Origin of the sequence: Parvibaculum sp., from assembly GCF_045863935.1 — a bacterium.
Taxonomy (GTDB): domain Bacteria; phylum Pseudomonadota; class Alphaproteobacteria; order Parvibaculales; family Parvibaculaceae; genus Parvibaculum.
Genome location: NZ_BTVP01000036.1, coordinates 18,609 through 33,899 on the forward strand (window position 1 = coordinate 18,609; position 15,291 = coordinate 33,899).

A 15,291-nucleotide genomic window follows, 5' to 3' on the forward strand; every position below is an offset into this window, starting at 1 on the left:
CGTCTGAAGATGCGAAAAAACGGGAAATCCTCATCATGAAGGTAATCGTCTGCGGGGCCGGGCAAGTGGGCTTCGGCATTGCGCGCCAGCTCGCCTCCGAGCAGAACGACGTGACGGTGATCGATCAGTCGCCGCAACTCGTTCACCAGATTTCCGACACGCTCGACGTTCGCGCCATCGTCGGACACGGTGCGCACCCCGACGTGCTGGAACGGGCGGGCGCCGCCTCCGCCGACATGCTCATCGCCGTCACCTTTCACGACGAAGTGAACATGATTGCCTGCCAGGTCGCGCACTCGGTCTTCAATGTTCCGACGAAGATTGCGCGCGTGCGGTCCCAGAGCTATCTGCAGCCGGGCTTCCAGGATCTCTTCGCGCAGGATCATCTGCCGATCGACGTCATCATTTCGCCCGAGCTCGAAGTCGGCAAAGCCGTCCTGCGCCGCCTCGCCGTGCCGGGCGCCTTCGACATTCTCAGCTTTGCGGAGGGCAAGGTGAACGTGGTCGGCGTGTCGCTCGAGGAAGACTGCCCGATCGTGAACACGCCGCTGCGCCAGTTGACGGATCTTTTCCCGGACCTGCGCTCGCGGGTCGTAGGCATCGTCCGCAATGGCGAACTTTTCGTACCCCAAAGCGACGATCCAATGCTCGTCGGAGACGAAGCCTATTTCGCCTCGGATGTGCGCGACGTTCGCCGCACGCTCGGCATCTTCGGCCATGAGGAGGTCGCCGCCCGGCGCATCATCATCGTCGGTGCGGGAAATATCGGTCTCCATGTCGCCCGCGAACTCGAGGAAAACCACCCCGGCACGCGCGTGAAGCTCATCGAAAGCGACCGCGAGAAGGCCGTTCAGGCCGCCGACCAGTTGAAGCGCTCGATCGTGCTGCATGGCAGTGGCCTCGATCCCGAACTCCTGCAGGAAGCGGGCATCGCGGAAACGGAAACGCTTGTCACGCTCACGAACAGCGACCAGACGAACATTCTCTCCTGCGTCGTCGCGAAACGCGAAGGCTGCCAGCGCACCATGGCGCTCATCAACAACAACACCTATGCGCCGCTGATGCGCTCGCTCGGCATCGATGCCTTCATCAATCCGCGCGGCGCGACCGTTTCCACCGTTTTGCAGCATGTCCGCCGTGGCCGTATCCGTGGCCTGCAATCGGTGCATGACGGCGCCGCCGAGGTGATCGAGGCCGAAGCGCTCGAAACCTCGACTCTTGTGGGCAAGCCGCTGCGCGAGGTGAACCTGCCGGACGGCATCCTTGTCGGCGCGGTCATTCGGAACGACGAGGTCATCATTCCCCGGGGCGGCACCGAGATCGAGGCTGGAGACCGTGTCGTTCTCTTCGCCCGTTCCGACCAGGTGAGGAAAGTGGAACAGATGTTCCGCGTCAGCCTCGAATTCTTCTGAGCCAAAGGAACCTCCCTTGTCGCGCATCGCCTATGTCAACGGCCGCTACCTCCGCCACGCGGAAGCGAGCGTTCACATCGAGGACCGCGGGTATCAGTTCGCGGACGGTATCTACGAAGTCTGCGGCGTTCGCGGCGGCAAGCTCATGGACGAGAGGCTCCATCTCGAGCGGCTGCAGCGCTCTCTCCGCGAACTGCGAATGGATATGCCGGTCTCCCTTTCCGCGCTGAAGATCATTCTTCGCGAAGTGGTCCGGCGAAACCGCATTTCGAATGGCATGGTCTATTTCCAGGTGACGCGCGGCGTCGCCCCGCGCGACCATCCCTTTCCGGCGGACACGCACGCATCGCTCGTCGTCACCGCCAAACGGCTCAACGAGGCGCGCGTGGCGGCCTCGGTCGCCAGGGGCGTCGAGGTGATGACCATGCCGGACCAGCGATGGGCCCGTCGCGACGTCAAATCCGTCGCCCTGCTGCCCAACATTCTGGCGAAGCAGATGGCGCGCGAGGCGGGCGCCTATGAAGCCTGGCTCGTCGACGCGGAAGGTTTCGTCACCGAGGGCGCCTCGACCAATGCCTGGATCGTGGACAGGGAAGGGCGTCTCATCACGAGGCCGGAGGGGCCGGACATACTGAGCGGCGTCACGCGCCGCGTGCTGCTACAGGCAGCAAGGGCGGAAGGCATCGAGGTGGTGGAGCGGCCTTTCACGCCCGAAGAGGCGAAATCCGCGCGCGAGGCCTTTATCAGCGCCTCCTCCGCCATAATTATTCCTGTGGTCCGCATCGACGGGCACCCCATCGGCAATGCCGCGCCGGGGTCGACGACGCTTCGCCTGAGGGAGGCTTATGGCCGGTTTGGCGAGCTTTCCTGACGAAAGATCGAGAAACGGCGCCGGAAACCGATAAATTCGGCGTGATTTGCAGGTGCGAAGTCAATTTCGCACTTGCAGCAAAAGATGAAAAGCCGGACTGTAACCTGATCGAGCCGCAGCCCGCCGGTCCCTGGGGGAACGGGCGGTGCAAAGAAAAAGCCGGACCCGCGCGGCAAGTGTCCGGCCCCACTCAATTTCATAAATGGGGCCTACCCATGAACGAGAAAACTCATAACTTGCAGGACACGTTCCTGAACCACGTTCGCAAGAACAAGACGACCCTCACCATCTTTCTGGTAAATGGCGTCAAGCTTCAGGGCGTGGTGACCTGGTTCGACAACTTTTGCGTATTGTTGCGCCGGGACGGCCATTCGCAGCTCGTGTATAAGCATGCGATCTCGACCATTATGCCGGCCCAGCCCGTTCAGCTGTTTGAAGCCGATGCCAATGGTGACGAGGCCTGAAGAGACCTCTGCCAAAAGAGCCCCTGATTGACCGAAGAGACCAAGGACACGACGGAAACCCGCGCGCGCGGTGACAGGAACTTTCAGGTAACCCCGAAGGAGCCGACGCGAACCTTTGTGCTCGTGCCCTGGATGAAGTCGGCGGAACACCAGGCAAAGCGCTCGGGAACCACCACTCGTTCTGCGGAGTCGAGGCTCGAAGAGGCCGTGGGCCTTGCCGCTGCCATATCTCTCGACGTCGTCGGCTCAGTCGTCGTGCCACTTGTGCAGCCGCGACCGGCGACATTGTTCGGCGAAGGCAAGGTCGATGAGCTGAAGGGGCAGATCGCCGAGCTGCGCGTCGAACTCGTCGTCGTGGATGGCCCCCTCGGTCCCGGCCAGCAGCGAAACCTCGAGCGCGCCTGGAACGTCAAGGTGCTGGACCGCACCGGTCTCATTCTCGAAATCTTCGGCGAGCGCGCGCGAACGCGGGAAGGCACGCTGCAGGTCGAGCTCGCGCATCTGAACTACCAGAAGAGCCGTCTCGTCCGAAGCTGGACCCATCTGGAGCGTCAGCGCGGCGGCTTCGGCTTTCTCGGTGGCCCCGGCGAAACGCAGATCGAGGCCGACCGCCGCTTGATTCAGGAGCGCATCACGAAAATCGAGCGCCAGCTCGAAACCGTGAAACGCACGCGCCAGCTTCACAGGAAGACGAGACGCGAAGCGCCTTATCCCGTGGTCGCCCTTGTCGGATACACCAATGCCGGCAAGTCGACGCTTTTCAACCGGCTGACGGAGGCCGGTGTCTTCGCCGAAAATCTCCTGTTCGCCACGCTCGACCCGACGATGCGCAGCCTCCTTCTGCCGAGCGGCCGCAAGATCATCCTGTCCGACACCGTCGGTTTCATTTCCGATCTCCCGACGCATCTCGTCGCCGCCTTCCGCGCCACGCTCGAAGAAGTTCTGGAGGCCGAGGTCATCCTGCATGTGCGCGATGCCGCGCATGAGGAAACGGATATCCAGAAGCGCGATGTCGAGGCGGTGCTGGCATCCCTCGGCGTCACAAGGGAGTCGACTGCGCAGAACAATCAGCACGTCGTCGACGTGTTGAACAAGATCGACCTGCTCGCCGGCGAAATGCATGACGCGGCCGTCAATCTGGCGCAGCGCGAACCGCTCACAGTCGCCGTTTCCGCGCTGACGGGGGAGGGCACGCAAGAGCTTCTTTCCCTCATCGACGGCCTCATCGTCGATGAAGAACGCCACGTTCTCTTCGATGTACCTTCGGATGAGGGCGAGGCGATCGCCTGGCTGCATGCGAACGCGCATGTCCGGCGCCGCGTGGACGGCGACGATGGTATCGTTCATCTCGATCTCGGTCTTTCACCCCTCGCCGCGGGCCGCTTCGAGAAGCGGTTTCCCGATCTGTCGAAACGTCTTGGCGAAGCCGCCGCTCACGCGGCCGCCGATAATGCCGCCGAATGAGCATGGACGATCTCGCCGGTAAAGTTGCCGCGCTGATAAAGGAAGCGTCGGCCGAGATCGTCATGCCGCGCTTTCGCGCCCTCGCCGCACATGAAGTCGAGGAAAAATCCCGGGGCGACCTCGTGACCATCGCCGACCGCGAAGCGGAACTCTGGCTCGCGCCAAGGCTCGAAGAGCTGGTGCGCGGTTCGCGCGTGCTGGGCGAAGAGGCCGCGGCGGCGGACCCCGCACTCCTGTCTCACCTCGATGACGACACGCCTCTCTGGACGGTGGATCCCGTCGACGGTACGGCAAACTTCGCCGCCGGCCGCGAGGCGTTCGGCCTCATGGTCTCGCTTCTCGAAGGCGGCGAAACGGTCCGCGCGTGGATCTATCTGCCGGTTGGCGATGCGCTTGCGGTGAGTGAACGCGGGGGTGGGGCCTTCTGGCACGATGCGTCCGGATGCGCGCGTCTCGATGCGGGAGCGGCATCCGCCGAGCCCGCGGAACAGACAGCGAGTTTCTATGTCCGCTTCATGCCGGACGAGTGGAAATCCGGTATCGAAGCCTGCGCGGCCGGCGTTGGCGCCACCACGTCGCTACTCTGTTCCGCTTGGGACTACACGAACGTCGCGCGGGGACAGCACGACTTCATCACCTATCACCGGATGCTGCCCTGGGACCACGCGCCGGGATCGTTGATCCTGCGCGAGGCAGGCGGTGTCGTTCGCGATATCGAAACGGGGATGGACTACGCGCCGCGAACGCTCAAAGGTCCGCATCTCGTCGCCCGCGACGAGGAGAGCTGGCAGAGGACCGCGGAACGGATAAGAGCGAAACGTCGCCTCTAGCGCTTCCGCTCTTCCGCCTTTGCTTCATTCCAGAGCGCGTCCATTTCCTCGAGCGTCGAGTCCTCTGGCCGTCGTCCGTCCGCTGCAAGTTTTTCTTCGATGCGGCCGAAGCGGCGGCGGAACTTCGCATTCGCCCGGCGCAGCGCCGCCTCCGGGTCCACCTTCATGTGCCGAGCGAGATTGGCATAGACGAAGAGAAGATCGCCCATCTCATCCTCCAGCCGGTCGGCATCGCCGCCCTTGGCGACTTCTGCCGAAAGTTCGAGCATTTCCTCGTTGAGCTTGTCGATCACAAGCGAAGTGTCCGGCCAGTCGAAGCCGACGCGCGCGGCGCGGTTTTGAAGCTTGATGGCGCGGGCAAGCGCGGGCAGGGCAAGCGGCACATCGTCGAGAATGCTTGTCGGCGCCTTGCCCTTTTCCGCTTTCTCTTCCGCCTTGATTTCTTCCCAGCGTCCTTTGACGGCGCCTGCGCTGCGCTGTTCTTCGTCGCCGAAGACATGCGGATGCCGCCGTATCATCTTTTCGCAGATCGCACGCACGACGTCCGGAAAGCCGAAACGGCCTTCCTCCTTCGCCATCTGCGCGTGGAACACGACCTGCAGAAGGAGATCGCCGAGCTCGTCCTTGAGGTCGTCCATGTCGCCGCGTTCGATCGCGTCGGCAACCTCATAAGCCTCCTCGATTGTGTAGGGCGCGATGCTTGCGAAATCCTGTTCGAGGTCCCACGGGCATCCCCCGTCCGGATCGCGCAAGCGCGCCATGATTTCGAGCAGCGTTTCGATCCGGCCGGTTTCATTGGACACGGGAGCGGAACCTCAATCGGCCGGCTGGTCGGCAATGCCGCCGGCTGACCCCACCTGCGCGACGGCCGCCGCGGCGTCGCTGGCATTGTGCGGCGCGTGAACGCCGTCCCGTTCCTCGATCTTCCGGCGCAGATCGAGCTGCGCCTTGCGGTCGAGCGGGAAGCGCCACATCACGGCCGCCGCCGCCAGCATGACGATGGCGGGAAGCGTCACATACATCGCCATGAACAGGTTGAGCGTTTCGGGTGTGTTTTCGCCGCCGGGCGTGAATTTGATGAGGTCGAGCAGGGGATAGGTGATGCCGACCGCCAGCGCGGCGCCCACCTTGGCCGTCATGCTCAACAGGGAATAATAGAGGCCGGTGCGCCGCTGGCCGGTCTCCAGATAGTCCGTATCGATGACGTCCGCCATGATCGAACGGAGCAGGAAGGAGCCCGCGCCATAGGCGACGCCGTAGAGCGAGTTGCCGATGAAGAGCCACCAGAATTCGCCGCGCGGAAAGAACACCACGAGCGGCAGCGTCACCGCGCCATAGACCATCGCGATGGCGAGCGTCTTGTGCTTGCCCGCCATGTGGCTCAGCCGGATCCAGCCCGGAATGCCGACGAACCCGGCGATGAAATAGACGAGGAGGAGAAGGCTCGCCGATTTCGGCAGCTCCATCACATAGGCCGCGAAGAAGATATAGAGCGACCCGGTGATCGCAGGCGCGATATTCACGAGAAGATCGGCCGCCAGCACGCGCTGCAGAAGCCGGTTCTTCGCGATGATCGCCCAGGCCCGCTTCCACGGAATTTGCTGGTGCTGTGTGCTCGGGAATTCGGGCGTCAGCCACACGGCAAGGCCGATGGTGATCGGCAGCAGGACGATGATGAACCAGCCCATCGCGGCGACCTTCTCGGCGCCGCCGGCGCCCGCCTCCGATACATTTTCGATGACGGCGGGCAGGGCGAGCACGGTGAACATGCCGAAGATGAGCAGGAACTCGCGCACACCCTGGATGGTCGAACGTTCGTTGTAGTCGGCGGAGAGTTCCGCGCCCCACGACATGTGCGAAATGGTGATGAGCGTCCAGCCGATATAGAGGAAGAACATCCACCCCGCGAGATAGACCCAGGTCACTGGCGGGGTCGGCATGAAGAGCATGTAGGCCGAGACCATGAGGATCGGCGCCGACATTACGATCCAGTGCCGCCGCCGTCCCCAGCGCGTCGGATACCTGTCAGACAGCATCCCGAGCACCGGATCGGTGAACACGTCCCAGAACCGCGCCATCATGAAGACCGTGCCGACGACGGTGAGGCTCAGCCCCATGTCGTGTCCGTAGAATGGCGGCAGATAGACGACGATCGGAAGGCCCAGCGCCGATATCGGAATCGAGGGAAGCCCGAAAGCACCGATCTGAAGACGTGTCACGCGGCGTTGATTCACTCGAAGCTCCCTTGGATACGGCCATCCGCGCCATTTCGGCGCCCATGCCTTTCGGCGGGTCTGTGTCGCCCGTCGCGGCAGGTTTATTGATTATTTGTCAGTGCCGCTAAGGAAACCGATTGCGCCCCGAATGTCCATGGATTTCATGGGGTCAACGCCGGCTTTCCGCTGGGTAAACGTCCCCGCGAAGTGCTCAGGCGAAATTCTCGTCCGCGACGAAGGGATTGGTTCGCCGCTCCACGCCGAAAGTCGAAAGCGGACCGTGGCCTGGAACGAACGTCACGTCGTCGCCGAGCGGCCAGAGCCGCTCCCGGATCGAATTGACGAGGGCGCCGTGATCGCCCCTCGGAAAGTCGGTCCTGCCGATGGAGCCCTGAAAGAGAACGTCGCCGACAATGGCGAGCCGCGAGGGTTCGTGGAAGAAGACGACATGCCCCGGCGTGTGGCCCGGGCAGTGGCGCACGTCGAGGGTGAGCCCGGCGAACTCCACCTTGTCGCCGTCCTTGAGCCAGCGGTCCGGCCGGAAAGCGCCCACCGGCGGAAATCCGTATTTCGCCGCCTGTTCCGGCAGGGTCTCGATCAGGAAAAGGTCGTCCTCATGCGGTCCTTCGATCGGAACGCCGAGGTCGCGGGCGAGATCCCCGGCAGCCGCCGCGTGGTCGAGATGGCCATGCGTCAGCAGAACCTTCTCGATGGTCACGCCGATCTCCGCCGCCGCCTGCTTGATCCGTTCGAGATCGCCGCCCGGATCGCTCACGGCGCCGCGCATGGTCTCGTCGTTCCACAAAAGCGTGCAGTTCTGCTGGAACGGTGTGACGGGGAGAATGGCGGCCTTCAAGCCCATGGCGGAAACTCGTTTGCTTATGGAATGTCGCTGGGCGGAAAGGTAGGGGCTCTCCCGGCACTTGTCGACCTTGCGCACACTGGCGCCGGATCGCGGCAAACAAAAATTTCCGGATATGACTGAGATCAAGGAGTGAGGTTGCGGCATGCCGCATTCTCATCGGCATCTGGAGGCATGAGCGCCTTCATGCAGAGGAGGAACGTCATGAACATGCGGATCGCAGCGGCACGTCTCCCCGTTTCAATCGTGACCGCCATCTTGCCCTCTCAGGTCCGGGCCATGCCCGAGGCCGAACCGAAGGCGCGGGAATCGCGTGCGCCTTTTCTCGTGCCGCTCTGGGTTGCCATGGGCATCGCCGGCGGCGCGATGCTGTTGCCTTTGTATGGCCATGAAGCAGAAGTGCTTCCTGCGCTTGTTTTCCTCGTCATTTGCCCGCTTCTGGTCGCCGGCGTTCTTCTGATGGAAGACGACGTCATCGACGCCGGCTCGTGACGCGGCATGCTTCTTTGGAAACGTGCCGCATGCGGTGGAGAGACCGGAATGCTCACGATCAATCCGGAGAAGGTGTGCCACATCGTCGTGAAGGCGAGAGCCCTCGACGCCAAGGAAGAAGTCAGCGATCCATCTCCCGGATCCAATCCATCGGATGACCGGATGGTGGACGTGCTCGAGGACTTCCCCGACGATCCGACGAGGCAGAAACTGTTTGAGTTCGTGAGAAACCTCGATACGGACGAACAGATCGAACTTGTCGCTCTTTGCTGGCTTGGTCGCGCCACCTACACGCTCGACGAATGGGAGGAGGCGTTGTCGGAGGCAGGAGCCGCGCACAACGAGCGAACCGCGGAATATTTGCTCCAGCTGCCTTTGCTCGCCGACTATCTGGAGGAAGGTCTCGCCGCGTTTGGCGAAAGCTGCGAAAAATTCGAAAGCCGCAATCTCTGAATTCCGTCGCGTCGGCTTAAGGGAGCTGCAAGTCCCGCATCGGGACCGCATTCCGGCCTGCGCCTTGACTTGTATTCACACTGGTCCGAGTGTTATTTTCCACCTCGATAACATCATTTCGGGATGGGGATGGAAAAGTACCAGAACCTGCCATTCGGCGAAGCAGAGAACGCGGTGCTTTTTCGTCTGCTCGTATCGACAGCCGTTGACGGTATCCTGGTAATCGACGAAGCCGGAACGGTGCGGCTCTTCAACGAAGCATGCGAACGGCTTTTCGGTTATGGGCCTGCCGAGGTTCTGGGCCGCAACGTCAGCATGCTCATGCCGTCGCCCTACCGCCAGGAGCATGACGGCTATCTGAAAAACTATCGCACGACCGGCGAGCGCAAGATCATCGGCATCGGCCGCGAGGTGATGGCGCAGCGGAAGGACGGTTCCGTATTTCCCATTTATCTTTCCGTCGGCGAAGGCATGTTCGGCGATATGCCGCTTTTCGTGGGCATCGTTCACGACATCAGCGCGCGCCAGTCGGCCTACCTCAAGCTTCAGGAACTGCAATCGGAGTTGATGCATGTGTCGCGCCTCAACGAGATGGGACACATGTCGTCAGCGCTTGCGCATGAGTTGAACCAGCCCCTCGCCGCCATCATGAATTATCTGCGCGCGGCGCAGCGAACGGTGGGTGCTGTGGAAGACGCCTCTGTCGTCCGCGCGCGGGAGATGATGGAGAAGGCTCTCGAGCAGACGAGCAGGGCCGGGCAAATCATCAAGAGGCTGCGCGAATTCACCGAAAAGCGGGATACCAGCAGGACGGTCGAATCCCTGAACCGGGTGATCGAGGAAGCAATCGAACTGGCGTTTGTCGGAGCGGCGGTGCTCGACGTCAAGGTACAGAAGTCGTTCGCGGCGGATCTCCCGGACATATTCATCGACAGGATCCAGATTCAACAGGTCGTTCTCAATCTCGTTCGCAATGCCGTCGAAGCCATGGAGGAAGTATCGATCCGTAGACTGACGGTTGTAACGCGAATGAACGGGGAAGGGCACGTTCAGGCCAGTTTTCTGGACACCGGGCCCGGCATGCCCGATGAAGTGATCCGGCGCCTGTTCGAGGCTTTCGTGACCACCAAGGAAAACGGAATGGGCATAGGCCTCTCCATATGCCGCTCCATCATTGAAGCGCATGGCGGCCGCCTCTGGATGGAGCCTGCACCCGGCGGCGGCACGGAGTTCCACTTTTCATTGCCCCCGCAGCAGTTCTCAAGCCTGTGAGTCCGATGGAGAAGATTTTCGTCATAGACGACGACCATGCCGTTCGGTCATCGCTCTGCGCCTTGCTGGAAGCCGCCGGCTTCGGCGTTGCGGCTTTTGCCTCTGCGGTCGCCTTCCTCGGAAGCTATTCGGCGGATATGGCGGGATGCATTGTCGCCGACATTCGCATGCCGGAAATGGACGGTCTCGAACTGCAGCAGGAACTGGTGCGCCGCCGGGCCCGCCTTCCGCTCATCGCCATGACCGGGCATGGCGATGTGCCGCTTGCTGTGCGGGCCATGAAGGAAGGCGCGGTCGACTTCATCGAGAAGCCGTTCGACGCGGACGACCTGCTGGCCGCCATCGAGCGGGCGCTGGAGATATCGCGGAGCCGTCCGGCGGGCGCGCCCGGCCAGCACGCCCTCGCGCTGGTGGAAAGCCTGACGTCGCGGGAGCGCCAGGTCCTCGAACATCTCGTCGCCGGTCACCCGAACAAGGTCATCGCCTACGAACTCGATATCTCGCCAAGGACGGTCGAGGTCCACCGGGCCAATTTGATGGAGAAACTGAAGGTCAGGAGCCTGCCCGAGGTCGTGAGGATCGCGCTCGCGGCAGGCGTCGTCCCCGCGGAGAAAAAGATAGGTTAGGTCGACCTCGTAAAACTACGGATACATTGGCGGTGGGACCGCTGCTACCTTCCGCCTGCGGCGCAACGCAGGCCGCGAAGGTATTGTGAAATGCAGCTGTCGCCGTCAAGTTCGCCAACCATCTACGTCGTCGATGATGATGATGCCGTGCGTGAATCCGTGCGGTTTCTTCTCGAATCCGTCGGCATGACGGTGCGCGACTACGCGGATGCCCAGGCGTTCATCGATGCCGAGAAGCCCGCGCGCCACCTGCAGGGCAGGAATTGCTGTCTTCTCCTGGACCTCCACATGCCTGGCATGAGCGGAGCCGATCTCCTCGAACATTTGCAGGCGTCGGGCATTCCCATTCCCGCCATCGTTCTGACCGGCCGGTCGAGCGTTTCCCTGCGCGAGCGTGTGGAGCGTGCCGGCGCGCTCGCGCTTTTGGAGAAGCCTGCGGAAGAGAGCGATCTCTCGCGTGAAATCGCGCGCGCGCTCGCTATTGCTTCGGGCGACTGACGCAGGACCGTTGCATCCATTTGCGACGAAACAGGGTCCTCTACGGGTTATTCCTGAATACTGGCAAACCGTCCCCCGTGGCATCGTTTCTTCGTTCCGTCGAACCGGCGTCTTTTCAGCCGGCTCACATGAAGGGGTAACTCATGTCCATCAGCACGAAAAGCTTCCATCCCGCAACGTCCAGTCGCGTGCCGGATATGGGGGGACTCGTCGCATTTCTCGGGACGAACGGGTTTTCCGGTGATGTGGAAGAACGGGATGAGGGCAGGGTGTCCGGCTTCCCTACGGCGGGCTCGATGCTCGAGTTCGAAAGAAACCAGGCCATTTTCTCCGACGGTGAACCGGCAGGCTCCTTTTACAAGGTCACGAGCGGGGCGGTGCGACTGTGCAAGCTCTTCGCCGATGGCCGCCGGCAGATCGCGGGCTTCTGCTTTCCCGGCGAATATTTTGGGCTTGCCTGTCAGGGCAAAGAATATGCGCTGACCGCCGAGGCGATGATCGACACTGCGGTCGTGCGCTTCCCGCATAGCTGCCTCGCGGATCTCGACCGGAGTTCGGCCGAATTTCGTTCGCATCTCGTGGCACTGCTTTGCGGCGAGCTGTCGCTCGCCCAGAACCACCTTCTGATGCTCGGCCGCCAGACGGTGAAGGAACGCGTCGCATCCTTCCTGCTGATGATGCTCGACCGGCGCGGCCGCGACCGCAGGGATAGCGTCATGATCGACCTCCACATGGGACGTCAGGACATCGCCGACTATCTCGGACTGACGATCGAAACGGTTTGCCGGACGATCAGCGATCTCAAGCGCGCGGGCATCCTCGGCGTTCCCGGACCGCGCGAAATCGTCGTGAAGAATATCCGCCTGCTGCAGGACACCGCCAACGGCGAATCCTGAACGGCCGCTCAGCGCGGAAACATCGCCCTGAAAAGCCATTCGGCTTGGGCGACGAGACGTTCGGTCGTGTAGGTCTGCGGATCGGTGAGCCGCAGATGCACGAACTGCTCCGAGACGGCGAGCAGCATCCGCACGGCCAGCTCCTTGTCCGGGTTCGCAAGACGCGATGCCTCGAAGCCTTCCTTTTCAAGTCCGGCGGCAAGATGCTCTTCCGTCATCTGCCTGGCCTGGTCGAGCCGTTCATAGAGTTCGGGCGGCCCGCCCTGGCTCGGCATCGACAGCATGCGCCAGGTAGCGGGCGAGGCGTCCACCGCCTCCAGCACGCCCGCAACGCCCGCCGCATAGCGTGACTGGCCCTTGGCCGGAACGCGCTCGCTGGCCTTGAGGAAATCGCTGGCCGCCTTCTTGAACTCGCGATCCACCATGGCGAGCAGCAGGCCCGAGAGATTGCCGAACAGCTGATAGATGACGGTACGGCTTATGCCGCAGACTTCGGCAACGCGGTCCAGCGTGACCGCGTGGAAGCCCTCGCTGTCCGCGATATCCCGCGTGGCGTCGATGATTTGCTCGCGCCGCATTTCAAGGCTCATGCGGCGGCGAGGTGCTCCGGTTTTCGTCTTGGCCGTTCGATTCATGCTTGATCCCGTCACCGGTCGCGATATAACTTACAAACTCTAAGTTATAAATTGTAAGTTATGGAGAGGGCGATGGAAAGTCTCGAAGCATTGCAGGCGAGGGTGTTTGCGCAGCGGGACAAGCTGCCCGCCATGTATGGCGGGGTGGACTTCTCGATCACGCCCGAACGTTTCGCCGGCGGCCTCGACGACAACTGCATGCAGCTCAACGAAGGCGACCGCGAAGCGAGAAAGCGTCTCCTCTCCAATCCCGAAACGGTCGCCCGTGCGCGCGCCTATACGATGCTGGGCGACGCCACCGCGGATGCCTATGCCGCGCTGATGCCGCAATATGGCTTCCGTCCGCTTGTCGCCATGCTGACCGAGGCTTGCGACAAGGGCGTTGAGAACGTGAAGGACGCGCCGCCGGAGCTCGTCGCTTTCATCCGCGAAATGGAAGCAACGCCGGACTGGATCGACATGAGCCTGATCGAGGAGGGCGCTCGGGTGAGCCGCAACCCGACGGCCAATCTGGCGCCTTTCGTGGTGCGTGGCGCCTTCGTGGCGACCTTCCTCAACAAATATTCCGCGCTTCCCATGGCGCTCACCGGCACACTCTCCCATGAGACGGCCGTCCGGCGCATCAAGGAGACGGCGAGCTTCTTCACCACGACTTCGCTGCCCGGCGCGCTCAATCGCTTCGGCACGGGCTTCAAGGCCGCCGCCATGGTGCGGCTCATGCATTCCATGGTGCGCTTCAATGTCCTGCGCAGCAGCCGCTCCTGGGACGTCCAGACATTCGGCATTCCGGTACCGCAGGTCGATCAGATGCCGGCCGGGACGATCGCGGTCTTCCTGCTCGCCTTCAAGATGATCCGCGAAGGGCGGACGGAGTTCACGCCCGCCGAACGCGCCTTCGTCGAATTCAATCGCTATCGCTGCTGGCTTCTCGGCCTTCCCGAAGACCTGCTGCCCACGACGCCGCAAGGCATCTATGACGCGATGGTGGTCTATTCGGGCACCTTGCGCGACGGCTATGACGACGCGACATGCGGCGCCCTGGTACGCGCCACCATGGCGGCTTATTTCCCGTCGGACCGCTCGCTCAAGAGCCGGGTGTTCAACGCGCTCGAGCGGATTTTCGCGCGCGTCTATTTCAACCGCGCATTCCTGCGAGGCGACAAGACGGGCAAGGCAAAGCTCATGGGCGTCGAACTGCGGCCCTATGACCTGCCGGTCTTCATCGCGCTCGGGCTCTTCGTCTTCGGTCGCGAAAAGCTGTATTCGCTCGCGCTGGCCATTCCCGCCTTGCGAGACGCGGTGGACCGTCGCCTCATCGCCAGGATCGACAGGCTGCTGATCGAATATGGCCATGCCGAATACACCACCGACGCCGCGAAATACGCCGACCGGACGGTCGCCGCCCACGCGCATGGCAGGGCCAACGCCGCCTGAAGGCGCACGGGCCCAAGCACAAACTCGCGCGGCGGCGCAATCGGTGCTGAAGCGGCGCTAGGGCAGAATGTAGATAGAGCCGGGGCAATCCCGGCCCTTTTTTCTATCGGGCTCGACACATTCCTGAGCCGCGCGCTAAATGGGGCCATGCCGAAACGCCCTTGGGAACCAGCTCCGCCGCACGCGACGCTGATACAAATCAGCAATGCCCCGGGCTGGTTTCGCGTCTACTGTGAGAAGATCGGCTGCGGGCATCGTTCGGCTGTGCCAATTGCGCCCCTTTATCATCCGGGGGGTCCGGAAACGCCCGGCGACGTGCTGCGGCGTTCTCTGAAATGCACAAAATGCGGGACGAAAGGCGCGTCTATCAAGCGTCCCGGCTATCTCGACAATTCCGGCTTGCCGGAGCCGTTTTCGGTCGATGAGCTGTCGAAAGAATAGGGGGACACGGTGAGAAGGGTTGCGCTTGGAATATCGGTGGGAATTGCTCTTTTGGTTGGCGCAAGCAGCGAAGCATCGGAGAAAGGGCGATGGATTACAGGGAACAAGTTCATTGAACTGGACGACATATTATTTCAGACGATCATCGCTACGAGCGTTCTAGAGGGCTACGAGGTTGGAATAGCTTCGGCGGCGGGGCCAGAATCGGACAGCCTCAATCGACTGGAAGCGTGCGTTGACGGATGGACTGCGGCCCAGATACGCGCGGTTGTATTAAAGTATCTCGAAGACAAGCCCAGCATCGGCATTTGACTATGGGGGTCATCGTCCCGGCTGCTGTGTTGCAGGCGTGTGGGCGGTAAAGCGTTCTAGCTCTGACGTGAGCCCCTGAACTTCCTCCAGATTTGAGTAGAGTCCGTCAATTG

At 62.3% G+C, this 15,291-nt stretch carries 17 protein-coding genes; 13 read left to right on the forward strand and 4 right to left on the reverse strand.

Annotation, left to right across the window (positions count from 1 at the left end; genetic code table 11):
• Window positions 1-35 precede the first annotated feature (35 nt).
• The 5 genes from trkA (at window position 36) to ACKUUH_RS13895 (ending at window position 5,041) form a co-directional block, all read left to right on the forward strand.
• Window positions 36-1,412 carry a Trk system potassium transporter TrkA gene (gene trkA, locus ACKUUH_RS13875; RefSeq protein WP_407950507.1) on the forward strand — a complete coding sequence of 459 codons (1,377 nt, stop codon included), beginning with the start codon at window positions 36-38 and terminating at the stop codon, window positions 1,410-1,412.
• Between the two features lie 16 nt (window positions 1,413-1,428).
• On the forward strand, window positions 1,429-2,283 hold the full coding sequence (locus tag ACKUUH_RS13880; RefSeq protein ID WP_407950508.1) for a D-amino-acid transaminase: 855 nt from the start codon (window positions 1,429-1,431) through the stop codon (window positions 2,281-2,283).
• Between the two features lie 215 nt (window positions 2,284-2,498).
• Window positions 2,499-2,747: an RNA chaperone Hfq gene (gene hfq, locus ACKUUH_RS13885; protein ID WP_322313080.1), complete on the forward strand. Its 249-nt coding sequence runs from the start codon at window positions 2,499-2,501 to the stop codon at window positions 2,745-2,747.
• Window positions 2,748-2,879: 132 nt separating this feature from the next.
• The gene (hflX, locus tag ACKUUH_RS13890) at window positions 2,880-4,211 is read left to right on the forward strand and encodes a GTPase HflX (protein ID WP_407950522.1); all 1,332 of its coding nucleotides are present in this window, start codon (window positions 2,880-2,882) and stop codon (window positions 4,209-4,211) included.
• Entirely contained in the window at window positions 4,208-5,041 is an 834-nt protein-coding gene (locus ACKUUH_RS13895) for an inositol monophosphatase family protein (protein ID WP_407950509.1), read from the forward strand. Before hflX ends, ACKUUH_RS13895 begins: the two co-directional genes overlap by 4 nt.
• Here ACKUUH_RS13895 and mazG read toward each other — a convergent pair.
• The 3 genes from mazG to ACKUUH_RS13910 all read right to left on the reverse strand — a co-directional run bounded on the left by mazG (window position 5,038) and on the right by ACKUUH_RS13910 (window position 8,119).
• On the reverse strand, window positions 5,038-5,844 hold the full coding sequence (gene mazG / locus ACKUUH_RS13900) for a nucleoside triphosphate pyrophosphohydrolase (RefSeq protein WP_407950510.1): 807 nt from the start codon (window positions 5,842-5,844) through the stop codon (window positions 5,038-5,040). The two genes, ACKUUH_RS13895 and mazG, sit on opposite strands and share 4 nt — an antisense overlap.
• 12 nt (window positions 5,845-5,856) lie before the next feature.
• Window positions 5,857-7,275 (reverse strand): MFS transporter, encoded by a 1,419-nt coding sequence (locus tag ACKUUH_RS13905; protein WP_407950511.1) that lies wholly within the window; start codon window positions 7,273-7,275, stop codon window positions 5,857-5,859.
• Window positions 7,276-7,468: 193 nt separating this feature from the next.
• Entirely contained in the window at window positions 7,469-8,119 is a 651-nt protein-coding gene (locus ACKUUH_RS13910) for an MBL fold metallo-hydrolase (protein ID WP_407950512.1), read from the reverse strand.
• Window positions 8,120-8,323: 204 nt separating this feature from the next.
• On the opposite strand from ACKUUH_RS13910, the gene ACKUUH_RS13915 reads away from it, so the two are divergent.
• The 6 genes from ACKUUH_RS13915 to ACKUUH_RS13940 all read left to right on the forward strand — a co-directional run bounded on the left by ACKUUH_RS13915 (window position 8,324) and on the right by ACKUUH_RS13940 (window position 12,356).
• Entirely contained in the window at window positions 8,324-8,611 is a 288-nt protein-coding gene (locus ACKUUH_RS13915) for a hypothetical protein (RefSeq protein WP_407950513.1), read from the forward strand.
• A gap of 48 nt (window positions 8,612-8,659) precedes the next feature.
• On the forward strand, window positions 8,660-9,064 hold the full coding sequence (locus ACKUUH_RS13920) for a DUF3775 domain-containing protein (RefSeq protein ID WP_407950514.1): 405 nt from the start codon (window positions 8,660-8,662) through the stop codon (window positions 9,062-9,064).
• Window positions 9,065-9,193: 129 nt separating this feature from the next.
• Window positions 9,194-10,336, forward strand: coding sequence for a PAS domain S-box protein (locus ACKUUH_RS13925; protein ID WP_407950515.1), 1,143 nt, complete (start codon window positions 9,194-9,196; stop codon window positions 10,334-10,336).
• A 5-nt stretch (window positions 10,337-10,341) separates the two neighbouring features.
• On the forward strand, window positions 10,342-10,962 hold the full coding sequence (gene fixJ / locus ACKUUH_RS13930) for a response regulator FixJ (RefSeq protein ID WP_407950516.1): 621 nt from the start codon (window positions 10,342-10,344) through the stop codon (window positions 10,960-10,962).
• Window positions 10,963-11,052: 90 nt separating this feature from the next.
• Complete coding sequence (locus ACKUUH_RS13935) at window positions 11,053-11,460, forward strand: response regulator transcription factor (RefSeq protein ID WP_407950517.1); 408 nt, start codon at window positions 11,053-11,055, stop codon at window positions 11,458-11,460.
• Between the two features lie 143 nt (window positions 11,461-11,603).
• Window positions 11,604-12,356, forward strand: a complete 753-nt coding sequence (locus ACKUUH_RS13940; RefSeq protein ID WP_407950518.1) for a helix-turn-helix domain-containing protein — start codon at window positions 11,604-11,606, stop codon at window positions 12,354-12,356.
• An 8-nt stretch (window positions 12,357-12,364) separates the two neighbouring features.
• On the opposite strand, the gene ACKUUH_RS13945 is transcribed toward ACKUUH_RS13940, so the two are convergent.
• The gene (locus ACKUUH_RS13945) at window positions 12,365-12,934 is read right to left on the reverse strand and encodes a TetR/AcrR family transcriptional regulator (RefSeq protein WP_407950519.1); all 570 of its coding nucleotides are present in this window, start codon (window positions 12,932-12,934) and stop codon (window positions 12,365-12,367) included.
• Window positions 12,935-13,063: 129 nt separating this feature from the next.
• Here ACKUUH_RS13945 and ACKUUH_RS13950 point away from each other — a divergent pair, with 129 nt between their 5' ends.
• Window positions 13,064-14,425, forward strand: coding sequence for an oxygenase MpaB family protein (locus ACKUUH_RS13950; protein WP_407950520.1), 1,362 nt, complete (start codon window positions 13,064-13,066; stop codon window positions 14,423-14,425).
• Window positions 14,426-14,902: 477 nt separating this feature from the next.
• A complete protein-coding gene (locus ACKUUH_RS13955; protein WP_407950521.1) occupies window positions 14,903-15,178 on the forward strand; it encodes a hypothetical protein in 276 nt (91 codons plus the stop codon).
• Window positions 15,179-15,291: the final 113 nt, after the last annotated feature.